25 protein-coding genes, 1 pseudogene and 1 other annotated feature are annotated in these 26,889 nt (G+C 39.7%); of the genes and pseudogenes, 12 read left to right on the forward strand and 14 right to left on the reverse strand.

Annotation, left to right across the window (positions count from 1 at the left end; all coding sequences use genetic code 11):
• Nucleotides 1–11 precede the first annotated feature (11 nt).
• The gene (locus L2716_RS16705; RefSeq protein WP_236338135.1) at nucleotides 12–500 is read left to right on the forward strand and encodes a hypothetical protein; all 489 of its coding nucleotides are present in this window, start codon (nucleotides 12–14) and stop codon (nucleotides 498–500) included.
• A gap of 24 nt (nucleotides 501–524) precedes the next feature.
• On the opposite strand, the gene L2716_RS16710 is transcribed toward L2716_RS16705, so the two are convergent.
• Nucleotides 525–1,052, reverse strand: coding sequence for a DNA-3-methyladenine glycosylase I (locus tag L2716_RS16710; protein WP_236338136.1), 528 nt, complete (start codon nucleotides 1,050–1,052; stop codon nucleotides 525–527).
• Between the two features lie 157 nt (nucleotides 1,053–1,209).
• Here L2716_RS16710 and L2716_RS16715 point away from each other — a divergent pair, with 157 nt between their 5' ends.
• Together L2716_RS16715 and L2716_RS16720 are read left to right on the forward strand one after the other, a co-directional pair.
• On the forward strand, nucleotides 1,210–1,800 hold the full coding sequence (locus L2716_RS16715; protein WP_236338137.1) for a sigma-70 family RNA polymerase sigma factor: 591 nt from the start codon (nucleotides 1,210–1,212) through the stop codon (nucleotides 1,798–1,800).
• Nucleotides 1,784–2,629 carry a hypothetical protein gene (locus tag L2716_RS16720; RefSeq protein ID WP_236338138.1) on the forward strand — a complete coding sequence of 282 codons (846 nt, stop codon included), beginning with the start codon at nucleotides 1,784–1,786 and terminating at the stop codon, nucleotides 2,627–2,629. The genes L2716_RS16715 and L2716_RS16720 overlap by 17 nt, the downstream gene beginning before the upstream one ends.
• A 137-nt stretch (nucleotides 2,630–2,766) precedes the next feature.
• Here the strand turns inward: L2716_RS16720 and L2716_RS16725 are convergent, their stop codons facing one another.
• A complete protein-coding gene (locus L2716_RS16725) occupies nucleotides 2,767–3,171 on the reverse strand; it encodes a VOC family protein (RefSeq protein ID WP_236338139.1) in 405 nt (134 codons plus the stop codon).
• Between the two features lie 14 nt (nucleotides 3,172–3,185).
• Entirely contained in the window at nucleotides 3,186–4,883 is a 1,698-nt protein-coding gene (gene argS, locus L2716_RS16730; RefSeq protein ID WP_236338140.1) for an arginine--tRNA ligase, read from the reverse strand.
• 46 nt (nucleotides 4,884–4,929) lie between these two features.
• Nucleotides 4,930–5,141 (reverse strand) — a binding site (T-box leader).
• A gap of 229 nt (nucleotides 5,142–5,370) precedes the next feature.
• On the opposite strand from argS, the gene L2716_RS16735 reads away from it, so the two are divergent.
• Nucleotides 5,371–7,215: an LTA synthase family protein gene (locus L2716_RS16735; protein WP_236338141.1), complete on the forward strand. Its 1,845-nt coding sequence runs from the start codon at nucleotides 5,371–5,373 to the stop codon at nucleotides 7,213–7,215.
• 216 nt (nucleotides 7,216–7,431) lie between these two features.
• Here L2716_RS16735 and L2716_RS16740 read toward each other — a convergent pair whose 3' ends face one another.
• Complete coding sequence (locus L2716_RS16740; protein ID WP_408005352.1) at nucleotides 7,432–8,754, reverse strand: Glu/Leu/Phe/Val family dehydrogenase; 1,323 nt, start codon at nucleotides 8,752–8,754, stop codon at nucleotides 7,432–7,434.
• 301 nt (nucleotides 8,755–9,055) lie between these two features.
• Here L2716_RS16740 and motA point away from each other — a divergent pair, with 301 nt between their 5' ends.
• Both motA and motB read left to right on the forward strand, forming a co-directional pair.
• A complete protein-coding gene (gene motA / locus L2716_RS16745) occupies nucleotides 9,056–9,856 on the forward strand; it encodes a flagellar motor stator protein MotA (RefSeq protein WP_236338142.1) in 801 nt (266 codons plus the stop codon).
• A complete protein-coding gene (gene motB / locus L2716_RS16750) occupies nucleotides 9,849–10,607 on the forward strand; it encodes a flagellar motor protein MotB (RefSeq protein ID WP_236338143.1) in 759 nt (252 codons plus the stop codon). Before motA ends, motB begins: the two co-directional genes overlap by 8 nt.
• 40 nt (nucleotides 10,608–10,647) lie before the next feature.
• Here motB and L2716_RS16755 read toward each other — a convergent pair whose 3' ends face one another.
• Both L2716_RS16755 and L2716_RS16760 read right to left on the reverse strand, forming a co-directional pair.
• On the reverse strand, nucleotides 10,648–11,859 hold the full coding sequence (locus L2716_RS16755; RefSeq protein ID WP_236338144.1) for a GerMN domain-containing protein: 1,212 nt from the start codon (nucleotides 11,857–11,859) through the stop codon (nucleotides 10,648–10,650).
• Nucleotides 11,846–12,397, reverse strand: a pseudogene (locus L2716_RS16760) (sigma-70 family RNA polymerase sigma factor); the annotation flags it as partial. The pseudogene L2716_RS16760 and the gene L2716_RS16755, both read right to left, overlap by 14 nt.
• 213 nt (nucleotides 12,398–12,610) lie before the next feature.
• Between L2716_RS16760 and L2716_RS16765 the strand changes: the two are divergent.
• The 4 genes from L2716_RS16765 to L2716_RS16780 are packed head-to-tail and all read left to right on the forward strand — an operon-like array spanning nucleotide 12,611 to nucleotide 16,694.
• On the forward strand, nucleotides 12,611–14,107 hold the full coding sequence (locus tag L2716_RS16765) for a spore germination protein (RefSeq protein ID WP_236338146.1): 1,497 nt from the start codon (nucleotides 12,611–12,613) through the stop codon (nucleotides 14,105–14,107).
• Nucleotides 14,108–14,124: 17 nt separating this feature from the next.
• On the forward strand, nucleotides 14,125–15,210 hold the full coding sequence (locus L2716_RS16770; RefSeq protein WP_236338147.1) for a GerAB/ArcD/ProY family transporter: 1,086 nt from the start codon (nucleotides 14,125–14,127) through the stop codon (nucleotides 15,208–15,210).
• A gap of 1 nt (nucleotide 15,211) precedes the next feature.
• Nucleotides 15,212–16,294 (forward strand): Ger(x)C family spore germination protein, encoded by a 1,083-nt coding sequence (locus L2716_RS16775; protein WP_236338148.1) that lies wholly within the window; start codon nucleotides 15,212–15,214, stop codon nucleotides 16,292–16,294.
• A gap of 58 nt (nucleotides 16,295–16,352) precedes the next feature.
• Nucleotides 16,353–16,694: a DUF3905 domain-containing protein gene (locus L2716_RS16780; protein ID WP_236338149.1), complete on the forward strand. Its 342-nt coding sequence runs from the start codon at nucleotides 16,353–16,355 to the stop codon at nucleotides 16,692–16,694.
• A 222-nt stretch (nucleotides 16,695–16,916) separates the two neighbouring features.
• On the opposite strand, the gene L2716_RS16785 is transcribed toward L2716_RS16780, so the two are convergent.
• The 3 genes from L2716_RS16785 to L2716_RS16795 form a co-directional block, all read right to left on the reverse strand.
• Complete coding sequence (locus L2716_RS16785; RefSeq protein WP_236338150.1) at nucleotides 16,917–17,690, reverse strand: SDR family NAD(P)-dependent oxidoreductase; 774 nt, start codon at nucleotides 17,688–17,690, stop codon at nucleotides 16,917–16,919.
• Nucleotides 17,691–17,801: 111 nt separating this feature from the next.
• The gene (gene cphA / locus L2716_RS16790) at nucleotides 17,802–20,441 is read right to left on the reverse strand and encodes a cyanophycin synthetase (protein WP_236338151.1); all 2,640 of its coding nucleotides are present in this window, start codon (nucleotides 20,439–20,441) and stop codon (nucleotides 17,802–17,804) included.
• Nucleotides 20,438–21,265, reverse strand: coding sequence for a cyanophycinase (locus L2716_RS16795; RefSeq protein WP_236338152.1), 828 nt, complete (start codon nucleotides 21,263–21,265; stop codon nucleotides 20,438–20,440). Before L2716_RS16795 ends, cphA begins: the two co-directional genes overlap by 4 nt.
• 237 nt (nucleotides 21,266–21,502) lie before the next feature.
• Here L2716_RS16795 and L2716_RS16800 point away from each other — a divergent pair, with 237 nt between their 5' ends.
• Entirely contained in the window at nucleotides 21,503–21,967 is a 465-nt protein-coding gene (locus L2716_RS16800) for a hypothetical protein (RefSeq protein WP_236338153.1), read from the forward strand.
• Between the two features lie 179 nt (nucleotides 21,968–22,146).
• Here L2716_RS16800 and nadE read toward each other — a convergent pair whose 3' ends face one another.
• A complete protein-coding gene (gene nadE / locus L2716_RS16805; RefSeq protein WP_236338173.1) occupies nucleotides 22,147–22,986 on the reverse strand; it encodes an ammonia-dependent NAD(+) synthetase in 840 nt (279 codons plus the stop codon).
• Between the two features lie 257 nt (nucleotides 22,987–23,243).
• On the opposite strand from nadE, the gene L2716_RS18460 reads away from it, so the two are divergent.
• Nucleotides 23,244–23,327, forward strand: coding sequence for a putative holin-like toxin (locus tag L2716_RS18460; RefSeq protein WP_225066452.1), 84 nt, complete (start codon nucleotides 23,244–23,246; stop codon nucleotides 23,325–23,327).
• Between the two features lie 305 nt (nucleotides 23,328–23,632).
• Here L2716_RS18460 and L2716_RS16810 read toward each other — a convergent pair whose 3' ends face one another.
• The 4 genes from L2716_RS16810 to L2716_RS16825 form a co-directional block, all read right to left on the reverse strand.
• Complete coding sequence (locus L2716_RS16810; RefSeq protein WP_236338332.1) at nucleotides 23,633–24,016, reverse strand: DUF302 domain-containing protein; 384 nt, start codon at nucleotides 24,014–24,016, stop codon at nucleotides 23,633–23,635.
• A gap of 95 nt (nucleotides 24,017–24,111) precedes the next feature.
• Nucleotides 24,112–25,149 carry a peroxiredoxin family protein gene (locus tag L2716_RS16815; protein WP_236338175.1) on the reverse strand — a complete coding sequence of 346 codons (1,038 nt, stop codon included), beginning with the start codon at nucleotides 25,147–25,149 and terminating at the stop codon, nucleotides 24,112–24,114.
• Between the two features lie 36 nt (nucleotides 25,150–25,185).
• Nucleotides 25,186–25,755: a class I SAM-dependent methyltransferase gene (locus tag L2716_RS16820; RefSeq protein ID WP_236338177.1), complete on the reverse strand. Its 570-nt coding sequence runs from the start codon at nucleotides 25,753–25,755 to the stop codon at nucleotides 25,186–25,188.
• 262 nt (nucleotides 25,756–26,017) lie between these two features.
• On the reverse strand, nucleotides 26,018–26,800 hold the full coding sequence (locus tag L2716_RS16825) for a sulfite exporter TauE/SafE family protein (RefSeq protein ID WP_236338179.1): 783 nt from the start codon (nucleotides 26,798–26,800) through the stop codon (nucleotides 26,018–26,020).
• Nucleotides 26,801–26,889 lie beyond the last annotated feature (89 nt).

The following is a 26,889-nucleotide window of genomic DNA, read 5'->3' on the forward strand; positions in this document are numbered from 1 at the left end:
AGAGTACTTAAATGAAAAAATTAATTACCTTATCTGTAGGGCTAGTAGTATTATTTTCTGTTCATAGTTTAGTTCAAGGCCACAATAGCACTATCGATCAAACACCTGAGCCTACCAGCAACCCAAGTACAGTTGCTATTGATCAAACGCCTGAGCCTACTAGTAATCCAAGTGCAGTCGCTATTGATCAAACGCCTGATCCTACTAGCAACCCTAGTGCAGTCGCTATTGATCAAACGCCTGAGCCTACTAGTAATCCAAGTGCAGTCGCTATTGATCAAACGCCTGATCCTACTAGCAATCCAAGTGCAGTTGCTATTGATCAAACGCCTGAGCCTACTAGCAATCCAAGTGCAGTTGCTATTGATCAAACGCCTGAGCCTACTAGCAACCCTAGTGCAGTTGCTATTGATCAAACGCCTGAACCTACTATCAATCCAAGTGCAGTTGCTATTGATCAAACGCCTGAACCAGGCAGTAGTCCTTTTACAAAAATTTAACAGCTTGAACAGAAGAGGCAACCGCTATAGGTTTCCTCTATTTTTTGTCTTAAAACACTCCTCACTATGATCTGGCTGGATATATCCTGCTGCCATAAGGAAACTTTCGGCTGTTGTGAGTCCGACGTGTTTGAATGTTTTCTTTATTTCTTTTTGTTTTTCTAATGTTTCTTTAGGTAACGAATCAAAATAGTTTTTAAGACTTCCATGATCTTTAATCAACTCTAGTGCTATGTTTGCATTATGAATCGTCGCTTCTATTTTCCGTCTATGTCGAACAATTCCTTTGTTTTGCAACAATTCCTCAATCTTCTCTTCTTTATATTCACTCACCTTATGAATCTCAAATCCATCAAATGCTGTACGGAAGTTTTCCCTTTTATGAAGAATCGTTTTCCAGCTTAGTCCTGCTTGGAAGATTTCGAGTGTCAATGCCTCAAACAGATCGTTATCATCATCCAATGGCTGCCCCCATTCGTGATCATGATAATCCATAAGCATTGGATCATCCTCACACCAGTTACATCTTCTTCGTTTTTTCGTCGTTTCCATATACAATCCCCCTCTACCATCAATCAGTTATATAATGGATAATAAGCACGTTTAACTATTACTTTACTTGTTTTAATCAATTAATTCCATCATTCATGAAACGTATTTGAAATGGGCTACGTCTGATTATTAAAGGACGCTAAAGGAGGTTACCAGGTTGGAGGAATATCAGCCGCGGCAACGGTCGAATATCCAGTTGGATAAGATCATCGGTCGTTACCCGAAAGAAGAAGTCATTGAACATATGATGGACCAATACGGGGAGAAACTGACTCGCCTTGCCTACACTTATGTAAAGGACTGGGGAAGAGCTGAGGATATCGTTCAGGAAGTCTTTGTTACTTGCTATACGAAATTAGATACTTTCCGGGGTGAATCTTCTGTAAAGACTTGGATTTACCGGATTACGATTAACCGTTGTCATGATTATCATAGAACCTGGTCTTTCCGTAATCTACAATTTACAGATAAAATCTCTCGATGGATGAAGGGAGATTTAAAAACACCCGAGAGTGATCTGTTGGCAAAGGATGAGAAACAGGTACTCGCCAATCAAGTGCTCTCATTGCCAATAAAATATCGAGAAATGCTACTGCTCTATTATTTTGAAGAGCTTTCCGTACAAGAAATTAGCTTAATGCTTCTTATAAATGAATCGACTATAAAAACCCGCTTACATCGTGGCAGACAACTATTAAAAGAAGTCATCACATCAGAAAGGAGCATGGATGATGGAAGATCAACTTAAAGATTTAAACAAAACACTTAATACGATGATGTCAAATGAAAGTAGATTTACAGATAAGCAACGAAAACAAATAAGAGATAAGATTGCAAAAAAACGTACAGGTAGGTTTTCATTCCTACGTACGAACTGGAAACCAATCATGAGTACAGCCGTCAGCCTTGTCCTCCTTCTTGCCATCGTGCAAATCGCATTTGATAACATGCCTGCAGATCATGCTAGCAATTCACCTGACCAAGGCGAATCGTCCGCACAGTTAGCAACGAGTGAAAGCTTAAATGACCAAGATCAAAATGGTCCTAGCTCTGATAAGGCTTTAACCGCACAGGAAAGTAAACTACCGAAGGCCGGTTCAGAAAAACTTTCTCCTCCAGCAAATGAAGATATTGAGAAGACAACGATTCACGAACCTATATTACCGTTGCCAGACAAACTAGTAGCGGTTTATGAAACGCTCAAAGCGGAACAGGACCAAAAGGTATTAAAGGACCTTAGCGCTTTTCAAGTCATGCAAATTTATTTTTACGCCTCTCAAAATGAAGACCACGAGACACAATATCATATGTTTTATCAAGATCCAGCTGGAGTAATGCCATCAAAACAATTTTATTTTGATGGAGTAGATACGCCAGAAGCTAAAGCGGGGACTGAAAAATTCCTTAAAGAATTGAAGAAGGTTAAAGAAGTAGATGTAACCTATCAAATAGACGAATTTGGATCCTCCTATGCATATATTACATGGGGCGGTACAGGAGAAAATCAGAAATTCTTCCGACTTATTCGTGATCAACAAAAAGACGTTTGGACAGTTACACTCGTGCCGATGCAGTAATAATTAAAGTTTATTGAAAATCATGAAATTAGCGCTCACCCTCTCTTAAAGGTGAGCGCTAAACCTTTTTGCGAGTACTGAAATAAGCCCGCTCTCTTTTTCAGGATAAGCAAGGACCTCTCTCTGAGTCCTTTTACTTAAGGGGCAACAATTTCTACTTTTATTCTATCCGGGTCTTCAAAATAGACGGCGTAATAGTTCATCCCTCCAGCGTACGGGTGTCGATCTTCGTAAAGTATATTCGTCCCCTTCGCTTTCAGATCTTTTGTCAGCTCGTCTACATGCTCTCGGCTTTCTGCATAAAATGCTAAATGGTTTAAACCTACTCGACATCGATGGTAAGGAACATCTAAATATTTTTGTTCAGTTTGAACGAATACGAGATAAGAATCGTTTAGTTTGTAGCTTATGCCCTGCTCCCATTTCTGGAATTCAGAATATCCAAGCTCTGTAAGGAGCCATCCCCAAAAATCCACTGATCGTTCTAAATCTGAAACATATAACTCAATATGATGAATGCATCCCCTCTTCTTCTTGCTCAATCCTCTCACCTACTTTACATTTTCTCTGGAGCCTTTATACCAAGCAATCTAAGTCCTTCTTTTAAGACGACCGTTACCGATTTAACGAGATGAAGTCTGGCTTGTTGTTCCTCATCAGTGCCAGATAATATGCGGACTTTTCCGTAATACTGATTGAAGTAACGTGCTAATACAATTAAATAACGAGAAAGAATAGAGGGCTCATATTCATGAAATGCGCGCTCTACTATGCTCGGAAAATGTTCTAGCGTTAAAATAAGATCCCATAAGTACGCTTCATCTATATTATATGGTGGATTTGTTTCTTTCATTTCTCCCCAAGAGCCTTTCGTTAATAACGTACAAGCTCTTGCATAGGTATATTGAATATAAGGACCTGTTTCCCCTTCAAATCGAAGCATTTGTTCAATGTCAAACTCCACGTCATTTAGACGAGATTGTTTCAAATCATTGAAAATGACTGCACCTACACCGATTATTTCTGCTACTTGCTCTTTTGCTTTAAGCGTCGGGTTCTTCTCTTCAATATTCCGTTTTGCTTGTTCAATCGTCTGCTTTAATACTTCTTCAAGTAGTACCGTCTTTCCTTTACGCGTAGACATCTTCTTCCCATCTTGTAGGATCATCCCGAAAGGAATGTGTTTCATGTCCTCTGCCCAATCGTAACCTAGCTTGAGCAATACTTTCTTCACTTGTTGGAAATGAAGGGACTGTTCATGACCGACCACATATAATGATTCTGCAAAATGATATGTGCTCTTTCGATACTTAGCTGCTGCCAAATCCCGCGTTGCATATAAGGAAGCGCCATCTTTCTTTTGAATTAATGCAGGCGGCATATCGAATTCCTCTAAATCAACGACCATCGCCCCATCAGATTCAACTAACAGCTTTTTCTCGTTGAGCTCATCTACAATGGCTTGCATTTTATCATTGTAAAAAGATTCTCCAGGATACGCGTCAAAAGATACATCCAAGAGTTCATAAATTTTTTCAAATTCCTTTAAGGATTCCTCTCTGAACCATTTCCATAAAGCTGTTGCGTTGGAATCTCCGCCTTCAAGCTTTTTGAACCAAGCTCTACCTTCGTCATCTAGGCTAGGGTCTTCCTTCGCTTTTTCATGAAATAAGACATATAGTGCATTCAATTCTTTAATCGGGCTCTTTCTTACGGCGTGTTCATTTCCCCATTTTTCATAAGCGGTCATTAGTTTGCCAAATTGTGTGCCCCAGTCACCTAGGTGATTGATGCGTATTGGTTTATAGCCATTCTTTTCTGCTAGGTTCGCGACCGCATTTCCGATCACTGTAGATCGTAAATGTCCCATTGAAAACGGTTTGGCGATATTCGGTGAAGATAAATCGATTGGTATCTGGTGACCGCTCGCTTTCACACTTCCGTATTGCTCGCCATCAACCAATATTTCGCTGATGACTTGCTCTGTCAGTTTTCTCTTCGGTAAAAACAAATTCAAATAAGGTCCCGTAGCCTCTACTCGGTCAAATACGTCCGAACTTGAAAGCTTTCCCTCTAGCTCTTTTGCAATTTGTACAGGTGATTGTTTCAAATGCTTTGCCAGTATGAAGCAAGGAAAAGCGAGATCACCCATTTCTCGATTTGGAGGGACCTCTAAGGATTTTTTCAAATCTTCTTCTGACAAAGAATCTATAATGATACTTAATTGATGCGCTGTATAATCTTTAATCGACATCCGTTTTCACTCCTTTTTTGTGTATAAAAAAACGCCTCTCAATAAATTGAGAGACGAGTTATGCCCGCGGTACCACTCTAATTATCCAAAATTAAATTTGGATCCACTTAACCCATTAACGCTGGGAACGGCTTAATCTACTTGTTTTCAAATAAGCATCTCAGAGGTGCGGTTCAATTTCAGCTCATACTGGACTTCCACCAACTCCAGCTCGCTAGCATGTGCCCTGAAATTTACTCTCCTCATCATCAAATGTAATTGGTAATTTTTAATCATTATAGTTAGATTTTGTGTACTTGGCAATAGCAAAGGGTAAAGAAATAGGAAAGTAGCACGAATACTTTTGTTATGACACTTTTCCATATACAGGAATTTTGCTATGATAATGAATAGTCTACTTGAATACAAATAAGAATTCATGGAACTTTCTTCGTTCCTAATCGTCTATAAAATGAATGTATGTCTTTAGCAATTCGGAGGTTTTCTCATGAAAGAGCGTTGGATCAGGAACAGCTTGGTGATCACTGCAACAATATTGTGGATCAAAACCTACGTCGTTTATAAATTAAGCTTTAATTTGCCTACAAGTAACTGGATACAGGAATTGATTCTTATCATCAATCCTTTAAGTTCCGTTATCTTCACAATGGCACTCGTTTTCCTATTCCCCAAAAAGCTCCAAAAACGTATGACTTGGATTTTGGCCCTAATCTTCTCAATCGTCCTTTATTCCAATACGTTGTATTACAGATTTTTCAATGATTTCATTACTGTACCTGTATTATTTCAGACAAACAATGTTGGCGACATCGGCAATAGTCTAGTCGCACAAACCTATTGGTATGACATTTTCTTCTTTCTGGATATTATTGTCATTTCCTATTTCGTTAAACGAGGAACCTTGAAACCGTCGTCGTTTACGAACAAAAGCTTTATGAAGCTTGCGATCATTGCCACCCTTTTTCTAGCAATCAATCTAGGTCTAGCCGAGTCCGAAAGACCACAACTGCTTACTCGGACGTTTGACCGAGAACTACTCGTGAAAAATCTCGGAACTTATAACTATCACGTCTACGATCTCTTGTTGCAATCCAAAACAAAGGCTCAAAAAGCACTGGCCAACAACTCTGACGTAGAAGAAATTATAGAATATACGAAAAATAAAGATGTACCAGTCAATGACGAATTGTACGGAATTGCTGAAGGAAAGAACATTATATTGATCTCAATGGAATCAACACAACAATTCGTAATTGGAAAAGAGGTTCGCGGGAAAGAGATTACACCTTTCTTGAATGATTTCATAAAGGACAGCTATTATTTCGATAATTTTTATCATCAAACTGGACAAGGGAAGACCTCTGATTCTGAATTCCTACTCGATAATTCATTATATCCATTACCGAGGGGCGCTGTATTCCAAACACATCCGTTGAATGAATACTTCGCTACTCCTGAAATTCTGAAAAAACAGGGATATCACAGCGCGGTCTTTCATGGAAACAATAAGAGTTTCTGGAACCGGGACATTATGTATAATACGATGGGCTATGATGAATATATTTCTCAAGAGTATTACACAATCAATGAAAACAACCAAATCAATTATGGATTAAAGGATCGACCTTTCTTTAAGCAATCCATGGATTATTTAAGTGAAATGTCGCAACCATTTTATTCGAGATTTATTACATTAACGAACCACCATCCCTACAAGTATGATGAGAGCGACCAATTGGTCCCAACATTCGAGACAAATGATCCCATTGTCGATCGGTATCCTGTAACCGTAAGCTATACGGATAAAGCGATAAAAGAATTTATTGGTCAGCTGAAAGCTAACGGATTGTATGAGAATTCGGTGATCATCATTTATGGAGATCATTATGGCATTTCTGAGCGACATAATGACGCACTTGCTCAAGTATTAAATAAAGAAGAAATTACGCCTTACGATAATGTCCAGTTGCAACGAGTGCCACTTATCATTCATATACCAGGTCAAAAAGGGAAAACCATTTCAAAGGTTTCTGGTCAAATCGACTTAAAGCCGACAATCTTGAATTTACTTGGTATCGGACAACAAGGTATTCAATTTGGAACTGACCTCTTTTCAGAGCAGCATAAGAACGTTGCAATATTCAGAGATAGAAGTGTTGTCACTGACGCTTACGTCTACACGAAAGATACGTGCTATGACCGAGCATCTGGTGCAGAGGTGAATCCCGAATCCTGTACCGAAGCTCAGCAACACTTACAAGAACTCGAACTCTCAGACAGTTTGATATACGGTGATTTATTACGATTCTTAAATATGGCAAGAAATAACTAACATCCATACAAAAAAGACCTTCATCTGCTCAGGAGAAGGTCTTTTTCATGTTTATTTGTATGCTTTTTACGATATTTCTTCGCAAAAAAGCAATATAGTCGATTTTTGTGTACAAAAATCATCATCACTATGTTTGAAAGCTTGTGTTTGATGCAGTTATCTAGAAAAAATGATTTTTATCTAGAAAAACGAAATTTTATCTAGAAAATAGCATGATTAGCAGTCAATTGGCATCTCCCAGTTTTTAATCCATCCTCTTGCGATCATCGCTTTGGCTAATCTCCCTACACCAACAAGGTATGCGGCTTCACGCATTTTCACCTTTTTGGCGTCACGCATATCATAAACGGCTTTAAATGCATCTACCATTTTTTCTTCGAGCTTTTCGGCCACTTCTTTTTCTTTCCATGAGTAGTGCATCGCATTTTGTACCCATTCGAAATAGGACACGGTTACACCACCTGCATTACATAAAATATCTGGGATCACAAAGACGCCGTTGTCCTCCAGTAGTTTGTTACCTTGTGGTGTAGTCGGTCCATTAGCAGCCTCCGCAACAATTTTCGCTTTAATTTGGTTCGCGTTATCTCCTGTAATCTGATTCTCTAATGCTGCAGGTATGAGAATATCACATTCCAATGAGAATAAATCGTCATTCGATAGATCTTCACTACCCGGAAATCCTTTGACTGTCTTGGTTTCCTTGGCATACTCAATTAAGCTCGCAATATCCAACCCGTTTTCATTGTATACGCCGCCCTTCGCATCAGTGATCCCGATTACCTTCACGCCACTTTCCTCTAAGTATTTGGCTGCATTCGATCCAACGTTTCCGAAGCCTTGGATGACAGCTGTCATTTTGTTGAGATCATAATCCAATCGTTTAGCAGCTTCACGAATGGTAATGACTACCCCTCGTCCAGTCGCTTCGACTCTTCCTTCTGAACCACCAATAATTAACGGCTTGCCAGTGATAAAACCAGGAACATTATGTCCTCTCAGTCGGTCGAACTCATCGAGCATCCAGCCCATGATTTTTGGATTCGTATTCACATCTGGTGCAGGTATGTCCTTTTCGGGCCCCATGATCGGCTCTAACTCACGAATGAACCCACGACTAAGCTCTTCAATTTCCCGTTCTGAAAGCTCTTCTGGATTAACGATAATACCGCCTTTTCCTCCACCAAATGGTATCCCGACAATTGCGGTTTTAAGTGACATCCACATAGAAAGGGCGATGACTTCATCTTCATTTACACCTGGATGAAAACGAACCCCACCTTTCGTCGGTCCAAGTATATCGGTATGTTGCGCACGAATACCTGTATAATTCACAACGTCTCCATTATCTCTCCGAACAGGAATGGAAACTTTCATGACTCGTTTCGGCTTTTTCAAAATATCATACACACCTTCTTGAAGCTCTAATGTCTCGGTTGCTCTCTCAATGAGACGTTGTGCAATATGATACGGATTCGTTATTTCATCCCCATCCTTCTCTTCTTTAGCTGGCATTTCGGACTTCACATCTCCAGCCAATTCTTTTTTGAATTCATCATCAATCATCTCTCTTAAAATCTGAATGTCTTTATCATTCGTCATATGACAACCTCCCTTAAACAATACCTAATCTCTATGTTTCCGAGTACGGCTTTGCCCAAACTTCAATTCGCACTTTGATGTGTAGTATGTCCATGGATGGTTATTTTCACTTATGTATGTACAACTCACAAATCCCTATTAAACAATTACGGTCAAGATGTCGATATGAGTAGTAACGAAAGATTATGATCGAACTTCAAGGATCAACAGAATGTTTATAGTGAGGATGACATTTTTTATGGATAAAGCTTCAGTAATCGGAGTCATACTTGGCGTAATCGCAATCGGCGTAGGAATGATACTAAAAGGGGTTAACCCTACAGCGTTATTCAACCCAGCTGCTTTGTTGATAATATTTGCAGGAACAGCCGCATCTGTCTTGATTGCCTTTCCTTTGCAAGAAGTGAAAAAGCTTCCGAAGTTATTCAAAATATTGTTTACAGATAAAAAAACAACCACTGTCGAAGAGTTGGTTCCTATATTTTCTGACTGGGCAACGATCGCAAGAAAAGAAGGGTTACTTGCATTAGAAACACACGCAGATGAAATTGACGATCCATTCTTAAAAAATGGAATGAAGATGGTCATTGATGGTCAAACACCGGAATTCATCCGGGACGTGATGGTAGAAGACCTTGTCGCGATGGAAGAACGACATGAAAGCTCAGCAGCGATCTTTACACAAGCGGGTACATACGCACCGACGTTAGGCGTCCTAGGAGCTGTAGTCGGTCTCATTGCCGCTCTTGGAAACTTAGATGACATTGAAGCGTTAGGTCATGCCATTGCAGCTGCATTTATTGCAACGTTGTTCGGAATTTTCACAGGTTATGTACTATGGCATCCATTTGCTAACAAACTAAAGCGGAAATCAAAGCAAGAAGTAATGGTCAAGCAAGTAATGGTTGAAGGCATCTTATCAATCCAAGATGGAGCTTCACCTAGAGTCATTGAAGATAAGTTAAAAATCTATATCCCAGCGAACCAAAGAAACGTTGAACCTCCTGTTACTCAGGAAGGAGAGGGGTTAAATGCTTAAAACACGAAAGAAGAAACACGAAGAGCACATTGATGAATCCTGGCTCATTCCTTATGCAGACATGCTAACGTTACTGCTCGCATTATTTATTGTGTTGTTCGCAGTGAGTACAGTTGATGCTGCAAAGTTTGAAAACATGGCGAATTCATTTAAATCCGCACTTAACGGCGGAACGGGACCGCTTGATTACACAAGCCCTGTTAGCATTGTGGAACAGACTTCTATCCCTACAAGTGAAAGTGCGATCATACCAATTGATGACCAAGAGAAAACAAATGGTGAATTTGACCAAAATCAATTAAAAGAAATCAAAGAGAAAATTGATGCTTATATTAACGAAAACAAGCTTAACAAGAGTTTGAAAACGACTCTGACGGAAAGCGGCTTAATCATCACAATCTTAGACCGCGCCTTGTTTGACTCAGGTAGCGCAGTCGTTAAGAAAGAATCAATCACACTAGCAAAAGAGATTTCCCAATTGCTCGTGACTGATCCACCAAGACGGATCGTGATCGCAGGACATACAGATAATATCCCGATTAAGAACCATGATTTCCGCTCCAATTGGGAGCTTAGCGCACAGCGTTCCATCAATTTCATGGAACTATTATTACAAAACGAAAAGCTCGACCCTACTAAATTTAGTCAATCAGGATTCGGTGAATTCCAACCGGTTGCTTCTAACGATACAAATGAAGGACGAGCGAAAAACAGACGTGTAGAAGTAAAAATACTGCCTTTTGGTGAATAAAAGTGCTGATCCAGATGGATCAGCACTTTTTGTATACATTCTATTCAGTTATGGGTTCCACTAGATTCGGTGCTTTTAATACAGGGATCGACTCTTTTAGAGAATAAGGTCCAATTTGATCAATGGTTGCCCCTTTGAATTGTACATGTTCATATCCAAACTGACTTGCCGTCCACAGTATGGATTCGATCATCGCCAAGTACCTCGTATGATTTTCTAATTTCGTACCCTCTGAGAACTCAACCGTAGCCGTATTATTTTCATCTGTTACATTTTTGATATACACATTCTTTGGTATCGTTGCTTGATATCCGAAGCCTTCGACTACGTTCCCCATCCATTGTAGGGTCTCATCTAAAGATTCAGGTTGTGCGTTGTTTAACGGTATTCCGTTGATCAGGAATAACGTTCCTTTACTCGATATCTGACTGAAGACGCCCTTTTCTGGTGCTTTTACAGTTTCAGAACTCATCTTTCCGTAATGAGAGAATTCGTATCCATCTTGTCCATTTGATTTAAAGTAGATATGATCATAACCTAGCTGGTAAGCTGTATTTTTCACAGTATCTAGAAAGATTCGGTCACCCGTCGATCCTTGGATAGAGCCTGGTTCAATATCGACAACTAATGCATTATCTGGTGTGTTTTCTGAAAGTTTCACATCTCCAAGTACTGATTCTGATAAGCCCAATTCTTCGGCGGAAATTATGTCTAGCGCTTCTTCGATTCCTGTTACTCTATTCATTTCTTTATCCGTTAATATTGAAACCGGAACTACACCCATTGCTTCCTGATCTGGATAATATACGGTGATCACTTGCTTTTCTTCTGGCACTTCTATTATCCCGGGATGATACGTAATGCCTTCATCATAGGCCATCGGTCCAATTTCACTTGCTGGTGGTGCTTCTTCAGCTGGTGGTGCTGCCTGTTCGGTATTTTCATTAGCATCGCCATTCTTTTCAGGTGCTAATTTTGTGCTGTTTTGTAAATCTGTTTGTGAAGATTCAGGCACCTTCGAATCAAAAAGTGTACTGTTCATGATTGTTGGAGAGATGATGGCTGCAATTGCAAGTACGCAAGCAACCGCGAAGACTGGCATAAACCGAAATGGCTTCTTGTTCTTTTGTTTTTGTTCCATTCTATTTTGAATTTGGTCAAACAACTCTTCCTTAGGTTTCGGGTCTTCCACCTTCGGAAATTCCCGGAGTGTTTGAATGATCTTTTCCTCATTCCATTTAGATTGTCCCATTTGACAATTCTTCCTCCTTCTTGGTGTCATCAAGGATACCCTTCAAAGTTTTCAACGTCCGATGCTGGACCGTTTTCACTTTTCCTTCAGTCCATCCCATGATGGAGGCAGATTCTCGGATGGAAAAGCCGTGGATATACCTGAGAAGAATTAATTCACGATGCTCCGCTTTACATTGTTCTAATGCAGCATACAACTGTCTTACAGCTTCATTCTGTTCTAAGATCTCATCCGGAAGACGATCAGGATGGATCCACTGATTCTTATGATCGTCTAGATTAATTGAGCTTAATAATGTTTTCTTTTGCCGCTTCTGTTTTCTTATATAGTCGATCGCCACATTTCGTGCAATCGAGAACAACCAAGTCTTCTCACTGCTATCCCCTTTAAACTTGTCATAAGCGTGCATCACTCTAATGTACACGTCCTGAACGAGTTCTTCAGCTGTATCTTTATCTCGTAATAAATAAACTAGAAATTGATATAGCGACTGGTGATAGTCCACGTATAACCGGTTAAATAAGTGTTCCACCACGTTATTCTCCCCCTCTTACTTATATAGTCGTTTATCCAATCAAAAAGTTTCATGTTGTGATTAAGAAGAACCTTGACTTAAGTGTCCGTATGGATATGACCCTATTCAGTTTGGTGTTCGAAATGTTTACTTCAGTATCGCATACTTCCGACAATAATTGGTAAACGTAAAAGAAAAGTGGAATCGTTCACTCTAGATTCGAGAGGAACTTTACATATGATGAATTGGTTGAAGAAGAAGAGTAAACAATCAGATGAAGAGCCTAAGAATCTTAATGAACTCTTTGAGCTCGCGGATCAATCAGAAGATTTTGTGAGATATGAAATGGTCAGTCAACATGGGTCGTTATGGATTTCATATATGAAGACACTCATTGATATTGAAACGTTGCACAGAGATATTTTGCCTCATTTACAGAAGATGAAAACGCGCTCGTTAGAAGACTTCAAAATGGGTATTCCAATAGAAGACTTAGAAATAACTAAGGATATTAAGAAAATTAAAACACACTTTTTGAAGGGTTACCTCGTTCTCCAAATAAATCAAAAAAGCCAAGAATGTCTTTTAGTTAAAGCCTTATCAAGCTCAACGAGAAGCATTGGGGCTCCAGAAATTGAATTTAGTGTATTAGGTCCAAAAGAGGCTTTCATAGAATCCTTGGATACGAACATCCATTTAATTAGAAAACGGTTGCCAGATATCAATTTGACAGTAAAGGAATTTAAAATTGGCACAAAATCACAGACGCGCATTAATGTATTGTATCTCGATCATATTGCTAATGACGAGAACGTCCAAACCGTCCTGCAGCGTATTAAGGATATCGAATATGACCAAATCAGTGATAGCTCCTTCATTACGCAAATGATTGCTGACAATCAAAATTCACCTTTTCCTCAATTAATCGATACAGAAAGGCCTGATCGTGTGGCATCTGTCTTGGGAGAAGGAAAAATTGCAATTGCAGTAGACGGATCTCCCCAAGTTTTAATAGGACCGACCAACTTATTAGAATTCTTCTCGGCTTTTGAGGACTACTTTCTAAGCTGGCACATTGCAACAGCGTTTCGATTAATTCGAATCTTTTCCGTTCTATTTTCTGTTTTGGCCACACCGATTTATGTGGCCATCATGACGTTTCATTATGAGTTAATTCCAAAGGACCTTTTAAGTACATTGATTACTTCAAGAAGTACTGTCCCTTTCCCCCCTATATTGGAAGCACTCATTCTAGAGCTAACAATTGAATTGCTTCGGGAGGCTGGGGCTAGGCTTCCAACAAAAGTCGGACAAACGATTGGTATCGTTGGAGGTATCGTAATTGGAACGGCTTCGGTTGAAGCTGGATTGACGAGTAACGTGTTACTCATTATCGTGGCACTTTCTGCACTAGCCTCCTTTACGACACCTGTCTATAAAATGGGTAATACCATTCGGCTGATTCGCTTCCCTTTTCTGTTCTTTGCACAATTATGGGGTCTGATTGGCATCGTTATTGCCTTTTGCTTTGTCATGGTACATCTCATAAAGCTCAAGTCACTTGGACGACCTTATCTTCAGCCTCTATATCCTCCGAGGATAACAGACTTTAAAGATACAATCATTCGTTTACCGTTTACGTCACAATCGCTTCGTCCTCTCAATCTTCAGACAGAAGACACGAGAAGATTTAGCAAAAAGAAAGCAAAGCAGAAAAAGGATATTGATGAGTAAGATGAAAGGAGCATCGCATGAGTACGCAAGTAAAGAACCGATTCCTCGTTTCCGCTGGTTTAGCATTCTTTCTGACTCATACGATGCAAATCGGTATTGGAGTCTTAGGTTATGAACGATATATTGCAAAAGATGCGGGATATGATGCATGGATTTCAATCATCATTACCGGGTTGTCCATCCATATTATTCTCTGGATGATGTACTCGATGATGAATAAAGAAAATGGTGATTTAATCGCTATCCATAGAAGAGTGTTCGGAAAGTGGGTTGGAGGGGCTTTGAGTTTCTTCTTCGTCATCTACTTCCTAACATTAGGCATAACGGTCCTTCGTTCCTATATCGAAACGGTGCAAGCATGGATGTTCCCTAACCTGAATATGACCTTGTTTTTGCTCGTATTTCTTACCTTAATTTATTACACCGTTTCTGGAGGGTTTAGGGTCGTCACTGGGGTCGCATTCTTTGGAGTGCTCCTCCCTTCTTTTTTGTTATTCTTTTTATATTTTCCCTTTCGTTATGGTCAGTGGGATTTTCTTCAACCTGTATTAAACCATTCACCTAAAGAAATATTCGCATCTTCTAAAGTTGCTGTATTAGAATACATCGGCTTTGAAGTCCTTCTGATCATTTATCCGTTTATAAAAAATCCCGAGAAATCACAAAAATGGGCGCAATTAGGCATACTTTTTTCAACCTTTATATATGTAATGGTAGCAATCGCTTCATTCGTATACTTTAGTGAGGAACAGCTTGAACGTAAAATTTGGGCTACGTTAAGTATGTTCAAAATTGTTGAGTTTCCTTTTGTCGAGCGGTTTGAATATATCGCGATTGCAACTTGGATTCTCATCATCTTCCCTAACATTTGTATAGCCTTATGGTGTTCGAGTCGTGCAATGAAACAACTTGTTCCAATCAGCCAAAGGAAGCTGTTAATCGGAATGATCATCATTTCGTTTGCTGTCAATTTATATCTGAGGGACAGGCAATTGATTGATGTGTTCATCACCACCATTTCTCAAGCAGGGTTATATATCCTTTACGTATATATTCCGATTTTATTTATCTTGTTCCATTTAAAATTTAGAAGGAGCTCCTAGTATGAAACGACTATTTCTGTTATTTCTCGTTTGTATCCTGATTAGTGGTTGTTCCGTCAGCAGAAAAATCTTGGATGATATTTCTCTCGTGACATTTGTTGGGTATGACTTAGTTGAAGACGACGATCAACTAATTGAAGCAACCATCTCTATTCCAATATTTCAAGCAGACGGAGTCATTCAAAACGAATTGTTCACGGAAAATGGGGAGTTCGGAAAAGATTTAGAAAAGAAATTTATGTTAAATGCGCCTAAACCAATCGGTAACGGAAAATTAGAAATCGCGTTATACGGAGAGGCTTTTGCCCGAAAAGGCGTACTTGAATCAACAGATGTCACTCAACGAGATCCAAGTGTGAGTGCCAACTTAAAGTTAGCGGTTTACGAAGGGAAAATAAGTGAGTTTATTGAGAAACAAAATGTGGAGAATCAAGATCTTGGTATGTACGTTTCAAAAATCATTGAAAACAACATAGATTCTGAAATTATACCGAGAACTAACATCCACTTATTTCTTCAATCTCATTATGCTGAAGGTGTTGATCCTTTCTTACCATTGTTTACGATTCACAATCAAAAGGTTAAATTAAAAGGCCTTGCATTATTTAAAGGGGATCAAATGGTTTCAAGTATTGATGAAGCGATCATTTTTCGGTTCACGATGCTTAAGCAAAGGGAGTCCAATGGGAAGTTAATCATAAATTTGAAAAAGCTAAATACCAGCGTTTCCTTAGACCACATTGATTCTAGCCGCGATGTAGAAATCCGTGGTTCATCAGAATCACCAGAAATAAGCATAAACCTGAAGCTTAAAGGAATCATAAATGAAAATTATGGAGAGATCAAAAGTTTAGGAAAACAAGTACCAAAAATAGAAAAAGCGATAGACAAACAGCTTAGAAAAGAATTGTTACAGATAATCAAGACCTTTCAAGAGGAAAATATTGATCCAATCGGATTCGGTAGAGAGGCTAAAGCCCATTTTCGAGACTGGGAATTGAAGAAGTGGGAGGAAATTTATCCTGAATTAAAGATTAGTGTGAATGTGAAAACGGATATTATTGAATCTGGGGTCATTGAATAACATAATCCACAAGATATTGGTTTACACTAACGATATCCTCTATGTGGAGGTGAACCGAATGGATCATAAAAAAGATCAGCAAGTTTCAATAGATGGAACCATGCCTCACCAAGCGAATGCGCCGATTTTCAAAAAGGTTGATGAGAAGGATCGACAGCCTTTCGTTAATGAATATGGCGTTACAATCGGAGATAGCCATTACGAGTCAGACAACTCTCCATTACAAAATTGGAGTGATGATGTAGATCCCGCAATCATGTCTGGTGATCAATGGGTCCATCCTCATAATGATATTGGATGGAATTCTACTGAGAACCGCGCGCTGGCTGAGAAAAATCATGTTCCAAAGGACAAAACATTCATGCATGCTACTAAAGATGTCAGTTATGCCCGTGATTAGTTGATGATTTTTTAGAAGCTGACTCAAAAGGATCTTGTCTTCCTTTTATAGTCAGCTTTTTAAAGTTAGATTTGCGGTTTGATCGATAAACTTGGCTTTTTGCACGATAAATTTCGAGTTTTGATCGATAAATTTACAGTTTTGCACGATAAAATCCGAGTTTTGATCGATAAATCTCCAGTTTTGCACGATATCTACACTAGTGCTTCCAGAGCAATCTTTTTAAAAGCCGTAAATGGTCATGCCTCCGTCTACAAACAATGTTTGCCCCGTTACATAAGAAGAGGCATCTGAAGCTAGAAAAACAGCTGGACCAACGAGCTCCGGCAGTTCCCCAACACGTTTCAGTGGGGTTCGATCAAGGATGTCATTTAAATACTTTTCGTCAGACAAGAGCTTTTCTGTTAATGGCGTACGGAAATACCAAGGTCCGATCGCATTAACTTGAATGCCATGTTCGCCCCATTCTAACGCAAGATTCTTCGTCATTTGGATCATCGCAGCTTTCGTTGCAGCATAAACAACACCTGTTCTTAAAGCTGTTGTCCCAGCTACAGAAGCTATGTTGATTATGCGCCCACCACCAGTTTCTTTCATATGCTGACCAAATTGCTGAGATAGCATAAACGCAGATTGGAGATTCGTGTCCATGATTGATTTCCATTCGTCTTCCGTTACCTTAAAGGCAGGCGTTCGGATATTCATTCCTGCATTATTGACGAGAATATCTACCTTTCCGTGTGTTTCGATAACTTGACTCACGATTTCGTTGACTTGGTCACGGTCTGTAACATCGGTCGGATGAATAAACGCTTTACGACCGTGTTCCTTTACAGCTTCAGCTGTTTGCTCAAGATCCGTTTCTGTTCTAGATAGAAGGACAACATCTGCTCCTGCTTCGGCAAATCCAATGGCAATCGCCTGGCCGATTCCTCTTCCCGCTCCTGTAATGACAGCAAGCTTACCGTCTAATCGGAAATTCGGTAATACATCCATACAATCTCCTCCATGAAAAAAAAGTCAGAATCATCTTAGCTTCAAGGTTACACCATAAGTCATAAAGTGCAAACCAAGTCGTTTCAGACGATCTGACTCTTTCGGTTTTTTTTATAAGTAGGAGGTTCTACGGTATTTTCGTTCAGTAAGTAACCGCTTCTGTTTCTTGTTCTCCTTAAAGAAATGCTCAATTGAACTGAAAGAATCGTACAGGAACAACAGCAAGTCCCCAGGTCTAGACGTTTCCCAGGCAACCTGAAAAGCTTTACGTTCATCCAATTCAAGGATTCGCCGATCGGATGGGATTTTATCAGATAAAACTTCCTCTAATATCGATGCCACTTCTTTCGGCTTTCGTCCTCGTAAATTTCCGTCCTCTTTAATGACTACGATATGCGTTTCCTTCCCAATGATCTCTCCCATATTACGGATATCTTCATCCAAACGGTCTCCAGGTGCTGACACAGCCGTTATGATCCGCTCACATGGAATTGAGCGAATCGTATCATAAACAGCCTTCAATCCAGCCGTATTATGGGCATAATCAACGATGATCGTTCTTCCCTCTTGGTCGATTTTATTAAAGCGGCCAGGGCTTTGTAGGAAATCAGGAAAGAATGTTAATACTTTTTTACATAGACGCTCATCTGATACACCTAATAAGTGTGCAGATGCTAATGCTTGTAGTAGATTGCTGACGTTATGCTTTGCATGTCCATTGAACGTAATCGGAATATCAGCATACTTCATTAACCGCATGGTTTGTCCGTCTTTCGCATGAACAATCCAGTCTTCATCAACATACCAACATTCCCCATGCTTACTCACATGTTTTTGAATAATTGGGTTGTCTGCTGTCATTGACGTGTATACGATCGAACCCTTCGTATAACCTGCCATTTCTGCAACTGCAGCGTCGTCTGCATTCAGTATGCAGTACCCATCAGGATGTACGATTTCGGGAATCAGACGCTTCAGCTTAATGAGTTCCTCTAACGTTTCAATGCCGTCGAGTCCGAGGTGATCTTCCGAAACATTCGTCACGATCCCGACGTCACAGTAACGAAAAGCCGTCCCTTCCCGTAACATGCCCCCACGAGCAGTTTCTAAAACGGCTGCATCTACTTCAGGATGATTAAGTACTTTACGAGCACTTACAGGACCACTGCAGTCGCCTTTGTCTATGCATTGCTTCCCAATATAAACCCCATCAGAGTGCGCCATACCCACGATTTTCCCTTTCTGTTGCAGAAAGTGTGAGATTAATCGGACTGTTGTCGTTTTCCCATTTGTTCCAGTCACTGCAACAGTTGGTATAGCCGCATCGCGATAATCTTCAAAAAGATAATCAACGATGGCTCCTCCTACATCTCTCGGTGTTCCAGAACTAGGGTGATGATGCATTCTGATTCCAGGGGCTGCATTTACCTCAAGCACTGCTGCTCGACCTGGCTTGTATTCAGCGTTAATATCCTCAATAATCATATCAACCCCTGCGATGTCTAGACCAATCGTCTTCGCTGAGCTTTCTGCAATTGTACGATAAGAAGGGTGAACCTCATCTGTGACATCAATAGCAAGACCACCTGTAGACAAATTGGCATTCCCTAACAAATGAATGACTTGTCCATTTTCAATAATCGAATGAAAGTCTAAGCCCGCATGCTTCAGGTATTGTTGAACTGATTCATTCATCGGTATTTTCGTCATTGGCTTTTCATGCCCGTTCCCTCTTAATGGGTTTTCGTTCTCTTTTTCAATCAAGGTCTTGATGGTATCTTTTCCGTTACCAATGACATAAGGAGGTAAACGGAGACTGACTGCAACCATCTTTCCATCTACAATGGTGAATCTGTAATCATCTCCAGAATAATAACGCTCTACAATGAGCTGGTCGGTGTTTTTATGCTGTGCGTAGGCAAGCTTTAACTCCTGAATGCTACGGATATTTGTACAAACCCCTTGTCCTTGCCTGCCATTAATCGGTTTAATGACCAATGGGAACCCTAAAGACTCAGCTTCTTCTAATAGTTCTTCTTCTGTTGTAATGACGCTGCCTTCAGGTACGGGTAGACTAACACCTTTTAACATCGATTTCGTCATTTCTTTATCACATGCATATTCGACGGATAAGAATGAGGTCTGACTGGACATCGTCGCTTCCATTCTCTTCTGTTTTCGCCCTGTACCCAGTTGTAGGACACACTCATCGCCGAGTTGTTGAACGGGAATTTTACGTTCATATGCGGCATGATATAACGCCTCAGTACTCGGTCCCAGTTTATTTGCATAATATAGATCTTCAATTTTCTTGATAAAAGGATCTAGAGAAATTGCTTGTCCGTCCAAAACAGCATAAACAATCTCCATCGCTGCTTCGAATGCATAAATTCCTGATTTCTTCTCTTCATATCGATAGGTTACATAGTAGATCCCTTTACGATCACTGGTAACGGTTTTCCCTCGCTTCACATCTATACCCGCAAGAGACTGGAGTTCAATCGCCATATGCTCAAGAATGTGCCCCATCCAAGTCCCTTCTTTCAAACGCTCGACAAATCCACCCTCATAACCGCGTGAACACGTATGAGTATACAAGGTTGGCATCGTTTCTAGTAGCCGGTCTGTAAAATGCGGAATTTCGTTTGACGGCATCTCCTCAAATTTTCCAATGTCTAACTCAAGCCAAATCGTCGGTTTATAACTATAATAATTGGGCCCGGTTAGATACTTTACTTTGTTGATTTTCATTGGGCTGTTCCCTTCTCTTTCATAATTAACTGGCGCTTCTCCATGTCAAATTGATAGCCTTTTGCGATAGAATGTAACGATACACCTGCAATGGTAACTTCATCACTTTCTGCTTCATCAGCAATATCGACAAATGAAAGCTTACAGCCATCAATCACAGTAACTGAATGTTCACCAATGACCTCGAAGTATTTCCCCCCATCTTTTACCCATATCGCAGTATTTTCATCAATACCAACGCCTATGATTTGTGGGTTCTGAGCGATTGCATATAATAAACGCCCAAATCGGGCTCGTTGTGAAAAGTGTTGGTCGATGACGACATCTTCTAGGAAACCAAATCCAACTCCGATTTCTACGTTGATTTTGTCGTGCTTAACTTTCGTTTTACCAGAAATAATCATATGTCGGCTCATGATAGCTGCACCAGCACTCGTACCAGCAATGATCATTCCATTTTGCCAAGCCTTCTGAACTTCCTTAAAAAAGGTCGTACCTCCGATAATACTCGATAGCCTGTTCTGATCTCCCCCAGTAATGAATAAGGCAGAAAGCGAACTGACCACTTGTGTATACCGGTCTTCTTCCGCTTTAGTACGGGTATCAATATGTACGAGCTCTACATTTGAAGCTCCGAGCTTCAGGAACAAATCCCGATACTCCCCACCAACTTCTTCAGGATAGCCCGTTGCTGTTGTCAGCACACCAATCGTACCGCCATTTTGTATGGCATCCTGTACGAAGATTGATAAAACTTCTAAGTCGCCTTCTTTATCTTCATTCCCACCTATGATGAACAAATCTCCACTACTGTTAGATGTCACGGTTTAACTCACCCTTTAACTTGAAGTGATAACACTTATGAACAATGAAACACGCAAAATCGAAAAATCACCCACTTTTCTAAAATGAGTGATTTTTACTATTTTATTCATAAAACCGAAGAAATATACTCCCAAGGTAATCAGATAGACTGATGGTGTCAGACACTCTGATACAATAGTGCTGATGGGGTGATATTTGTGAGTGCGCTGATATTGCGTTTTTTGTTTCGTTTGAATGTGTGGAGAAGTACCGGCATTACGATTATACTTTTCATGCCATGGTTCATTTATATGTTTTCTCGTCCCTATAATCTTTCAACGGCGATTTTATGGGCATATACTGCGCTATCCTGTTTCGTATTAGCTTTTATATTATATATATTCTTAAGGTTAATTGGTCGTCTTGGTAGAACAGACATGCGTAGGAAGCTCGTGGTATTCACTCGGGTGTACATACGTTTTCATATCGCTATCGCGCTGATAGGCGTTGCTTCGTTGTTCATGCATATGAAATATATGCTCTCAAATGGATGGGCAAGTACATTAACTGGACAACTAGGTTTGGTGGCTGTTGCAGCATTGGTTGCTCTTCTTGCTACGGGGTACTTGAGAAAGATAAAATCCTCCGGGAAACGCAGGAGATATCACCGTTACGCATCCTACATCTTTCTGCTTATTACAATTCTACATATGCTTATTTGAGATTAAAGCCGAATTAATACTTATCGTGCATTTATTTGATTTATTGTGCATATATCCAGATTATCGTGCATATATCCAGATTATCGTGCATATATCGAAATTATCGTGCATTTAGCATTTTCAAACACAAAAGTACCCTGAGCGTAACTTTTCGCTCAGGGTTTTCAAATTCAATTTATTTATGCTCTTTGTTTCCACCAGTCGTCATATAGGGTGACTTCACTTTCCCGCTTATGACGGGTTTTCAGATAATGGCTTTCGATCTTTTCCTTCGCCATAGGTACCACTTCTTTACCTTCTAAATAGCTATCGATTTCATCATAAGAGACTCCAAGTGCTTCTTCATCTGGTAGACCTGGTCGATCATCTTCTAGGTCTGCGGTCGGCACCTTCGTATACAATGCCTCATCTGCCCCTAATTCCTTCAACAGTTGCTTCCCTTGACGCTTATTTAGGCCAAATAGTGGCGCTATGTCACAAGCTCCATCACCATGCTTCGTGTAAAATCCTGTGACAGCTTCCGCAGCATGGTCTGTTCCGATGACCAGTAAATTATAGTGCGCAGCTAAATCGTACTGCACTTTCATGCGCTCACGTGCTTTCGTGTTCCCTTTCAGAAAATCGCTTAAATCTTCCCCTGTTGCATCTCTATAAGATTGGTACGAAGCATCAACCGCTTCTTTTATGTTAAAAGTGAGCTTTCGATCAGGTCCAATGAAATCAAGTGCTTTCTGTGCATCATCTTCATCTTTCTGTACACCATACGGTAGTCTCACGGCAATGAACGTATAATCTTTTCCAGACTCTGCTCTCATCTCCTCAACTGCTAATTGAGCAAGTTTTCCTGCTAAAGATGAGTCTTGACCTCCACTTATGCCTAATACGTAACCTTTCATGCCAGTTGTTTTCGCGTAATCCTTCAACAACCCTACTCTTTTCTGGATTTCTTCAGCTGGGTCAATGGTTGGTTCAACATGTAACTTTTGAATAATCTCATTTTGTAACGTTTGTAAGCTCATCATTCTCCTCCATCAATAAAGTATGTTTGTCTCTATTTACTTTACCCGAATTTACGCACATACACACTAACCAAGACTATCATCCTATTTAACGAAACAGGATAGCTTATCCGTCAAAATTGTAGTAAATTCGACGTGATATAAGTGGTTCATATGTATCATGAGAAAATTTTCCATTAGTGATAGAATTGTATAAATACGATAAGTTTAGCTACTCAAGGGCGGTCGGCACTACACTCGAAAGGGGTGGTGTAACAATGACAGTGTTTCAAACGTTGATGGTTACCATCTCGTTTGCCACGTTGATAATCAGCGTATTGTCATTCCCGAATAAAAAATAGACCGTCCTTGAGCATGCACACTTAGGTTCCGGTCTACTTTTCGTCCAAGCCGATCCCGCTTAGAGGAACGAGCTTATCGTATGATACGCAGGTGCGCCAACACCTGCGTTTTTTATTTGGAAATCTTTTTTTATTATACCACCACTAGGACAGGTTGTCATTGTATAAGTCATCATAAAGTAGACATTTGTACGAGTATATTTCCCGTCAAACTAACGCACGAAACGCATAGTTCAATTTGTCATCTAAATGTAATCTGTTAAACACAATTATTCTATTCTATGCGGTCACGAAAAATTTAGAAGTTAAACGCTTTTGTCGATACACGCGATTAATCTATGCTCAATATCTTCTGCCATATTCGTAATTTCCTCATCATCCACCATCGTTACTAATGAAGTAGGTTTCGGCATACCGATCTTCGTTTTGTCTCCGTCTTTATAAACGACCATTTTACACGGCAAGAAATAGCCAACCATTACATTTTGGTTCAATACACGTTGTGCTTCTTGAGGATTACAGACTTCTAAAATTCTAAAGTCACGATCAAATTCTAGACCTTTTTCATTCAACTTACCTTTCAAATCAAAATTCCATAGGACTCCGAATTTCTCTTCTTTTAATTGAGCTTCCAATACTTCACTTGCTTCTTCAATATTTTTGTCGGTTTCTACTGTGTAATGGAACATGAAAATCATCTCCTCCATAAAAATTCTTTCATAATCATATACCCTGCTACGTATTCCGTTATTCCCGTGACTTCCTTTTTTTAAACACGTGTCCTCTATTCTGAAAGGATGTTCTTTTCCATCCATTCATATGACATCGGTCCAGCCATTTTCTCTATAATGACACCATTTTCATCAAGAACATATGTGGTTGGAATGGTAAAGGCTTGATAAGCCGATGCAACGGCTCCATCTTCATCTAATAAAATCGGGAAGTTCATATTGTACGCTTCCTTAAAACGGCGCACATCATTCATTCCCTTTTCGGTATTCGTCAAATTAACAGCTAAAATTTCAAGATCTTCATCTTCATACGTATCATAAAACTTCACCATCTCAGGCACTTCTGCCTTACACGGTGGACACCAAGTTGCCCAGAAGTTTACTACGACCTTCTTACCCTTTAAATCAGCCAATGAAATCGTTTCATCTTCGCTCGTCTTTAATGAAAAATGGGGCGCACGATTTCCGATCTTTACTCCTACTGAGATGTCACCTTGAACGTTTGAATCATCTTGAACGACCTGCTTTTGCAATAAATGATTATATACTGACCAACTGATCAATCCAACCAAACCAACTACGATCAATAACTTGCCACCGCGGGCAAAACCATGCTGTTTCATTGAAAAAATCAAAAATACAAGTAAGCCAATGATAAAAGTAGATAACTGTAATATTGAAATGTTTAATCCAAAGAGCCATTCTGTAATTAGTTTAAAACCCGAACCTACCAAAAAGCCGACTAAAATAGAACTGATTAGTGATTCAGAATAAAGTTGTTTCCGTTTCGTCTGATAAACGAATAGGGTGATTGAAACGACGAAAGCCAGCAAAACGCCTTTAGCGCCACCCGTAAAATAAAGTAATGCCATTGGATTTTCAATCACATAAATTGGTTGGAACAAGGCGATACTCAGCTTCCAAACGAGAATGCCAGTCATAAATACATTGAATAACATATCTACTATTTGTTTCTTGCATTCATGTTCGTGTAATATCAACCAAACCGTGAATAGGCCAACTATAGCAGCTACGACTAATGTAATCCATTCAGTCCTGAGCACAACCGAGCCGATTTCAAAATAACTCATCATTTACCCTCTCATCTCTTTTACATGTGTTAATCATTACGTAAGAGAGGCCGAAAGTCCATACGTCTTTTCATTCTCAAGGATAATAGATGAACGAAAACCATTTCTGTTCAGGATGTCACTTAATTTCTCAGAAGAAATTCTTTCGTGAGAAGGAGGTCCCATTTTAGGATTTTCTAAAGGCTTCCATTCTAAAACAACTAACTTACCATCAGGCTTTAGAATTCTTTTAACCTCAGAAAGAGCTTTCTCTATATGCTCTACCTCATGTATGACAAAGGCGATAAAAGCTAAATCTACTTTATCTGAGTCGATATTTATCTCCTCTACCCCACTAACGACATATTCTATGTTAGATGTATTTTCTTGGTCTGCATATTCTTTCAATAGATCTAACATTTTCGGTTCGATATCCAAAGCGAATACCTTTTGAGAAGCTTTCGCAAATGGAACGGTGAAATAACCATTTCCTGCTCCAAGATCGGCAATGACATCTCCCTTATTTATTTCAATGGAACTGATGATTTCATCAGGTGGAAGTAGCTTCTTCCGTTCATCACTAAATAACTTTTCCGCTAATTCTGGATTGAATCGTTTATCTGACAAGATCGACCACTCCTTAAGAATAGAAAAACAAGTAAATACATGTTATAATTCCTAGTAATCACATATGAATTAAAAATCGTGGAGGTGTAATTCAAAATGAGCCTTCTGAAAGAGAATTGTCCCGTTTGTCAGAAAGCATTATTAAGTAAGAGGCAGGGGTTCTTCAATTTGAAGACGATCAAACACTGTCCTGATCTTCACTTCGAAAAAGAGTACCACCCTGCCTTAGAAACGTATATAGAAACTTACAATGACCTAAGCGTTATCCGCTAAATACATCCAACCATATTTTGATGGATGTACCTGCTATAAGTAAGGCAAGAATCCATTGTAAAATCTTTGTGTTCACTCTTTTGCCTGCTTGTGCACCAAGTGGTGAAGCAATTAAGCTTGCTACAACCATAATCAATGCCGGAATAAGCATCACTTGACCTGTAGAAAGCTTACCAACTGTTGATCCAATTGAAGAGATGAATGTAATTGCCAGTGAGGTTGCAATCGTCATTCTAGTAGGGATCTTCAATACGACTAGCATGATTGGTACTAAGATAAATGCACCCGCTGCACCAACAATACCTGCACCAATTCCTACGACAAATGCGAGGCCAGCTGCTAACCATTTGTTAAACGTGACACTATGCATATCCTGATCATCTAGTCCTTTTTTAGGAATAAACATCATAATAGCAGCAATCGTTGCAAGTCCGCCATATACAATGTTGATTCCATCTTCAGATAGTAACTTCGAGCCATATGCACCGATGAAACTACCAAGTAAAATACTCGTACCCATATAAATAATTAACGTTTTGTTCAAATATCCACCTTTACGATATGCCCATACACCACCAATGGTAGCAAAGAATACTTGAACAGCACTAATGCCAGAAACTTCATGTGATGTAAAAGCTGAGAAACCGAGTAACGCAGGTATATATAAAAGCATTGGATACTTGATGATGGATCCACCGATTCCCACCATTCCGGAAACGAAGGAGCCAACAAACCCAATTAGGAATATGGTTATCATAAATCCTATTTCCATGTTTCATCACCCTCCTATTTCTATCAAATAGAAAAGGGGCTGCCATTCTGTGAAGGCCAGCCCCTTAAATTGTGTTTCATTCTGGTTGG

Source organism: Pseudalkalibacillus berkeleyi (genome assembly GCF_021608225.1).
Classification (GTDB): domain Bacteria; phylum Bacillota; class Bacilli; order Bacillales; family Fictibacillaceae; genus Pseudalkalibacillus; species Pseudalkalibacillus berkeleyi.

Bases quoted from the DNA above. Each gene is read 5' to 3' on its own strand.
- L2716_RS16705 (WP_236338135.1), top strand. From the start codon at position 12: ATGAAAAAATTAATTACCTTATCTGTAGGGCTAGTAGTATTATTTTCT.
- L2716_RS16785 (WP_236338150.1), bottom strand. From the start codon at position 17,690: ATGGATGTATTACCGAATTTCCGATTAGACGGTAAGCTTGCTGTCATT.
- L2716_RS18460 (WP_225066452.1), top strand. From the start codon at position 23,244: ATGACAGTGTTTCAAACGTTGATGGTTACCATCTCGTTTGCCACGTTG.
- argS (WP_236338140.1), bottom strand. From the start codon at position 4,883: ATGTCGATTAAAGATTATACAGCGCATCAATTAAGTATCATTATAGAT.
- L2716_RS16780 (WP_236338149.1), top strand. From the start codon at position 16,353: ATGGATCATAAAAAAGATCAGCAAGTTTCAATAGATGGAACCATGCCT.
- nadE (WP_236338173.1), bottom strand. From the start codon at position 22,986: ATGAGCTTACAAACGTTACAAAATGAGATTATTCAAAAGTTACATGTT.
- L2716_RS16810 (WP_236338332.1), bottom strand. From the start codon at position 24,016: ATGTTCCATTACACAGTAGAAACCGACAAAAATATTGAAGAAGCAAGT.
- L2716_RS16710 (WP_236338136.1), bottom strand. From the start codon at position 1,052: ATGGAAACGACGAAAAAACGAAGAAGATGTAACTGGTGTGAGGATGAT.
- motA (WP_236338142.1), top strand. From the start codon at position 9,056: ATGGATAAAGCTTCAGTAATCGGAGTCATACTTGGCGTAATCGCAATC.
- L2716_RS16720 (WP_236338138.1), top strand. From the start codon at position 1,784: ATGGAAGATCAACTTAAAGATTTAAACAAAACACTTAATACGATGATG.
- L2716_RS16765 (WP_236338146.1), top strand. From the start codon at position 12,611: ATGATGAATTGGTTGAAGAAGAAGAGTAAACAATCAGATGAAGAGCCT.
- L2716_RS16755 (WP_236338144.1), bottom strand. From the start codon at position 11,859: ATGGGACAATCTAAATGGAATGAGGAAAAGATCATTCAAACACTCCGG.
- L2716_RS16825 (WP_236338179.1), bottom strand. From the start codon at position 26,800: ATGGAAATAGGATTTATGATAACCATATTCCTAATTGGGTTTGTTGGC.
- L2716_RS16735 (WP_236338141.1), top strand. From the start codon at position 5,371: ATGAAAGAGCGTTGGATCAGGAACAGCTTGGTGATCACTGCAACAATA.
- L2716_RS16770 (WP_236338147.1), top strand. From the start codon at position 14,125: ATGAGTACGCAAGTAAAGAACCGATTCCTCGTTTCCGCTGGTTTAGCA.
- motB (WP_236338143.1), top strand. From the start codon at position 9,849: ATGCTTAAAACACGAAAGAAGAAACACGAAGAGCACATTGATGAATCC.
- L2716_RS16775 (WP_236338148.1), top strand. From the start codon at position 15,212: ATGAAACGACTATTTCTGTTATTTCTCGTTTGTATCCTGATTAGTGGT.
- cphA (WP_236338151.1), bottom strand. From the start codon at position 20,441: ATGAAAATCAACAAAGTAAAGTATCTAACCGGGCCCAATTATTATAGT.
- L2716_RS16815 (WP_236338175.1), bottom strand. From the start codon at position 25,149: ATGAGTTATTTTGAAATCGGCTCGGTTGTGCTCAGGACTGAATGGATT.